General features: G+C 66.7%; 4 protein-coding genes. All 4 read left to right on the forward strand.

The window, feature by feature from the left end:
- Window positions 1-20 precede the first annotated feature (20 nt).
- Window positions 21-551: a pilus assembly protein PilP gene (locus VK519_RS03300; protein WP_324347648.1), complete on the forward strand. Its 531-nt coding sequence runs from the start codon at window positions 21-23 to the stop codon at window positions 549-551.
- Window positions 552-573: 22 nt separating this feature from the next.
- Window positions 574-2,835: a type IV pilus secretin PilQ gene (locus VK519_RS03305; protein ID WP_324347650.1), complete on the forward strand. Its 2,262-nt coding sequence runs from the start codon at window positions 574-576 to the stop codon at window positions 2,833-2,835.
- A gap of 136 nt (window positions 2,836-2,971) precedes the next feature.
- Window positions 2,972-3,979 (forward strand): AAA family ATPase, encoded by a 1,008-nt coding sequence (locus VK519_RS03310; RefSeq protein ID WP_414692687.1) that lies wholly within the window; start codon window positions 2,972-2,974, stop codon window positions 3,977-3,979.
- Window positions 3,976-4,445, forward strand: a 470-nt coding sequence (locus VK519_RS03315) for a DUF58 domain-containing protein (RefSeq protein WP_324347654.1), incomplete at its 3' end; no start/stop codon positions are given. The genes VK519_RS03310 and VK519_RS03315, both read left to right, overlap by 4 nt.

Genomic DNA, 4,445 nt, shown 5'->3' on the forward strand with positions numbered 1-4,445 from the left:
GCCGCCAAGGGGGGCAAGCCATGAGCCGCTTCATGACTCCCGCCCGCCGTTGCCTGCTCGTGATGGGTACCGTGGCCACGCTTGCCGGTTGCACCGGCGGCACCTCGGATCTTCGCGACTGGGTGGCTGCCGAGAAGGCCAAGAAGGGCGCGCCGATCCCGCCGTTGCCGGTGATCCAGACCTTTGAGACCTTCGCCTACAACGACCAGGCCAAGCGCGATCCGTTCAGCCCGAGCACGGCCGAGATGCAGCAGTCGAGCACCGCATCGGGCCCGCGGCCGGACGAGAACCGTCCGAAGCAGCCGCTGGAAATGTTCTCGCTGGACAGCCTGAAGATGGTTGGCACGGTTGGTGCTGGTAAATCCACCGAAGCATTGGTCAAGGATCCTGGCGGCGTTATCCACCGCGTGCATATGAACGAATACATGGGGCAGAGCTATGGCCGCGTCACGGGCGTTGCCGATGATCACATCGACCTGGTCGAACTGGTTCCGAACGGTACCGGTGGCTGGATGGAACGCCAGGCCAGCATCGCGCTCGGCGAAAAATAAGCATCGATCGGGGACGATGAACATGACTACCTCCAACACTCATCTTCGCGGTCGCTCGCCGCGCCTGGTACGCCGGGCCGTGGCGCTGCTTGCCTGCGGCGGCGCGCTGGTCTTCGCGCAGTCCGCGCTGGCCGCAAGCACCCTCAAGGACGTCAGCTACGACGCCCAGCCCGGGGGCAAGGTCGAACTTCGCATGACCTTCGACACGCCGCCGCCTGCGCCGAAGGTCTTCACCACCGGCAACCCGCCGCGCATCGCCGTGGACTTCGCCGATACCACCAATGGCTTCAGTACCCGCCACGTCGACGTCAACAAGGGCGCCACGGCTGGTGTCTCGGTGGTCGGTGCTGGTGGCCGCACTCGCGTCGTCGTCGAGCTCTACCGCGAATCGGCCTACGCCACGCACGTGGAAGGCAACACGCTGGTGATGGAGGTCAGCAATGGCGCCACCGGCGCCACCACCAGCACCAGCGTCGTCTCCGACCCGACCAAGGTCGCACCGTCCGCCTCCGGTGGCCCTGCGATCTCCAACATCGATTTCCGCCGTGGCCCCAATGGCGAAGGCCGGATCATCGTCAGCCTGGCCGGCAGCGGCATCACGCCGGAAATGCACAAGGACAACGGCCGCGTCATCGTCAGCCTCGGCCATGCCACGCTGCCGGAAAAACTCGCCCAGCGCCTGGACACGCTCGATTTCGCCACGCCCGTGCAGTCGATCAATACCACTTCGGTAGCCGGTGGCGCGCGCATGGAGATCCGCGTGAAGGGCGAGGTCGAAACCTCCGCCTACCAGTCGGCCGACGAATACGTGGTGGAAGTGGCGCCGAAGAAGGCCGCCCCAACCGATCCAAAATTGCTCAAGGGCGCCGACCCGGTATACAGCGGCAATCGTGTCACCTTCAACTTCCAGGACATCCCCGTTCGCTCGGCGCTGCAGCTGATCGCCGATCTCTCGGGCCTGAACATGGTGGCCTCCGACTCCGTCGGCGGCAGCGTCACCCTGCGACTGGTGAACGTGCCCTGGGACCAGGCACTGGACGTCGTGCTGCGTGCCAAGGGCCTGGACAAGCGCCGCAACGGCAACGTGATGTGGATCGCCCCGCAGGCGGAACTGGCCACCTACGAGCAGAACCTCGCCGATGCCCGCCAGAAGGCGCAGGACAATGCGGAGCTCGTTTCCGACTACGTGCCCATCAGCTATGGCAAGGCTGCGGATATCGCCAAGCTCCTCACGTCGGGCAGCATGCAGAGCAACAGCGGTGGCAGCTCCAGCAACACCCAGCGCGGTTTCCTGTCGACGCGCGGCAGCGTCTCCTTCGACGAGCGCACCAACACGCTGCTGATCAACGATTCCCCCGAGAAGGTGCGTGAACTGCGCGACCTGATCGGCGTGCTCGATCGCCCGGTGCAGCAGGTGCTGATCGAATCGCGCATCGTGGTGGCGTCGGACAGCTTCAGCCGCGACCTCGGCGTGCGCTGGGGTGTGCAGGCCTTCCAGCACAGCCCGGGCGGCCGTAACGTGCTGGGCACCACGCCCGACCTCACCAGCACCACCACGGGTGGTAGCGGCGCGAGCACCGGCGCCGGCGCCAGCAGCCTGATCACCCAGGTCCACAACAACGATGTCGGCGTGGCCAACGGCACGGTCACCAATCCCAGCCTGACCCTTCCGGGCGGCTACAACGTGAACCTGCCGGTGGCCAACCCGACCGGTTCCATTGCGCTGGGCATCATCGGCTCGAGCTACCTGGTCGACCTGGAACTCTCCGCCGCGCAAACCGAAGGCCGCAGCGAAGTGATCTCCAGCCCGCGCGTCATCACCGCCAACCAGCAGGAAGCGGTGATCAAGCAGGGCCAGGAGATCGGCTACGTCACCTACCAGGCCAGCGCCAGCGGCGGCGGCGCGCAGAACGCCACCGTGCAGTTCAAGGATGCGGTGCTCGAACTCCGTGTCACGCCCACGATCACCGCCGACAGCCGCGTCTACCTGAAGATCAACGTCACCAAGGACGCACTGAACCAATTCGTCAACAGCCCCGGCGGCGGTTCGGTGCCGCAGATCGACACCCGCGAGATCAATACCTCGGTGCTGGTGGACAACGGCCAGACGGTGGTACTCGGTGGCATCTACGAAGTCACCAAGTCCAACACCATCGACAAGATCCCGGGCCTGGGCGACATCCCCGGCATCGGCGTGCTGTTCCGCCGCACGTCCCGCCAGAACGACAAGGCGGAACTGCTGATCTTCGTCACCCCGCGGATCCTTTCAGACTCGCTACAGTAACGCGAGTCATTGAAAGAGCGGGAAAAAGGGCCCTTTCGGGGCCCTTTTTCTTGGCTAGACACGAGCCTTTAGGCACAAGCCGTCGGGCCGCCGGTTAAGTAAACTTATGGCTTCCCCGACGGTCTGAATCCCCATGATGACGCCAGCACCGCCCGCACCCGCACCTTCGCCCGCCCATCCGCTGCAGGCCGCATTCGCCGCGCTGCGCGAGGATCTCTCCCGCAGCATCATCGGCCAGCCACACCTGGTGGAATGCCTGCTTATCGCCCTGCTGGCCGATGGCCACCTGCTGGTGGAGGGCGCGCCGGGCCTGGCCAAGACCACCGCCATCAAGGCACTGGCGCAACGCATCGATGCGGATTTCCACCGCGTGCAGTTCACCCCCGACCTCCTGCCCGCCGACCTTACCGGCACGGACATCTTCCGGCCGCAGGCGGGCACCTTCGAGTTCGAGCGCGGCCCGCTATTCCATAACATCGTGCTGGCCGACGAAATCAACCGCGCGCCGGCCAAGGTGCAGTCCGCGCTGCTCGAAGCCATGGCCGAGCGGCAGATCACCATCGGCCGCCGCACCTGGCCCTTGCCCGACCTCTTCATGGTGATGGCCACGCAGAACCCGATCGAGCAGGAGGGCACGTTTGCCCTGCCCGAAGCCCAGCTCGACCGCTTCACCATGCACGTGACCATCGGATATCCCGACGCAGATGCGGAACTGGCCATCCTGCGCCTGGCGCGCGAGCAGGCGCGGCAGTCGATGCACGCGCCGGTGGCGGTGAAGCCGGCGCTCACGCCGGCCGACGTCTTCGCCGCGCGCGATGCCGTGCTGAACGTGCATGTCTCGCCCGCACTGGAAAACTACCTGGCCCAGTTGGTGCTGGCCTCGCGCGATGCCGGGCGCTACGGCCCGGAACTGGCACGCTGGATCGCCTGGGGCGCCAGTCCTCGTGCCTCCATTGCGCTCGATCGCTGCGCCCGCGCCCGAGCCTGGCTTGCCGGGCGCGACTACGCGCTTCCCGAAGACGTCCACTTCGTGGCCCACGAAGTACTTCGCCACCGCATCCTGCCCAGCTACGAAGCCGAGGCCGAGGGCATCCGCCCCGACCGCATCATCGACCGCCTGCTGGACCTCGTGCCGTTGCCGTGAACACCGCCGTCGACGCCAGCATCGATGGCGACGGTCGCACCCGTGTCAGCCTCGCCGAACTGATCGCCCTGCGCGCACGCGTGGCGCGGGTGAAGCTGCCACCCGAACGCGTGCATACGGCCCGCCACGGGCAGCAGTCCAGCCGCCTGCACGGGCGTGGCATGGATTACGCCGAATCGCGCGCCTATCAGCCGGGCGACGATGTCCGCCGGCTCGACTGGCGCCTGACCGCGCGCAGCGGACGCCTGCATACGAAGCTGTTCGAGGAAGAGCGCGAAGGAAGGCTGCTGGTGGTGGTGGACACCAATGCCGGCATGCGCTTCGGCACGCGCGCGCGATTCAAGTCGGTGCAGGCGGCGCGTGCGGTGGCGCTGGCCACGTGGTATGCGATGCGCGGCGGTGACAAGGTCGGCCTGATCGCCTTCGGCGGCCAGCGCGGCCAGTTGCGCGCCCAGGGCGCCCAACG

The organism is Pinirhizobacter sp. (genome assembly GCF_035317885.1).
Taxonomy (GTDB): Bacteria; Pseudomonadota; Gammaproteobacteria; order Xanthomonadales; family Rhodanobacteraceae; genus Pinirhizobacter.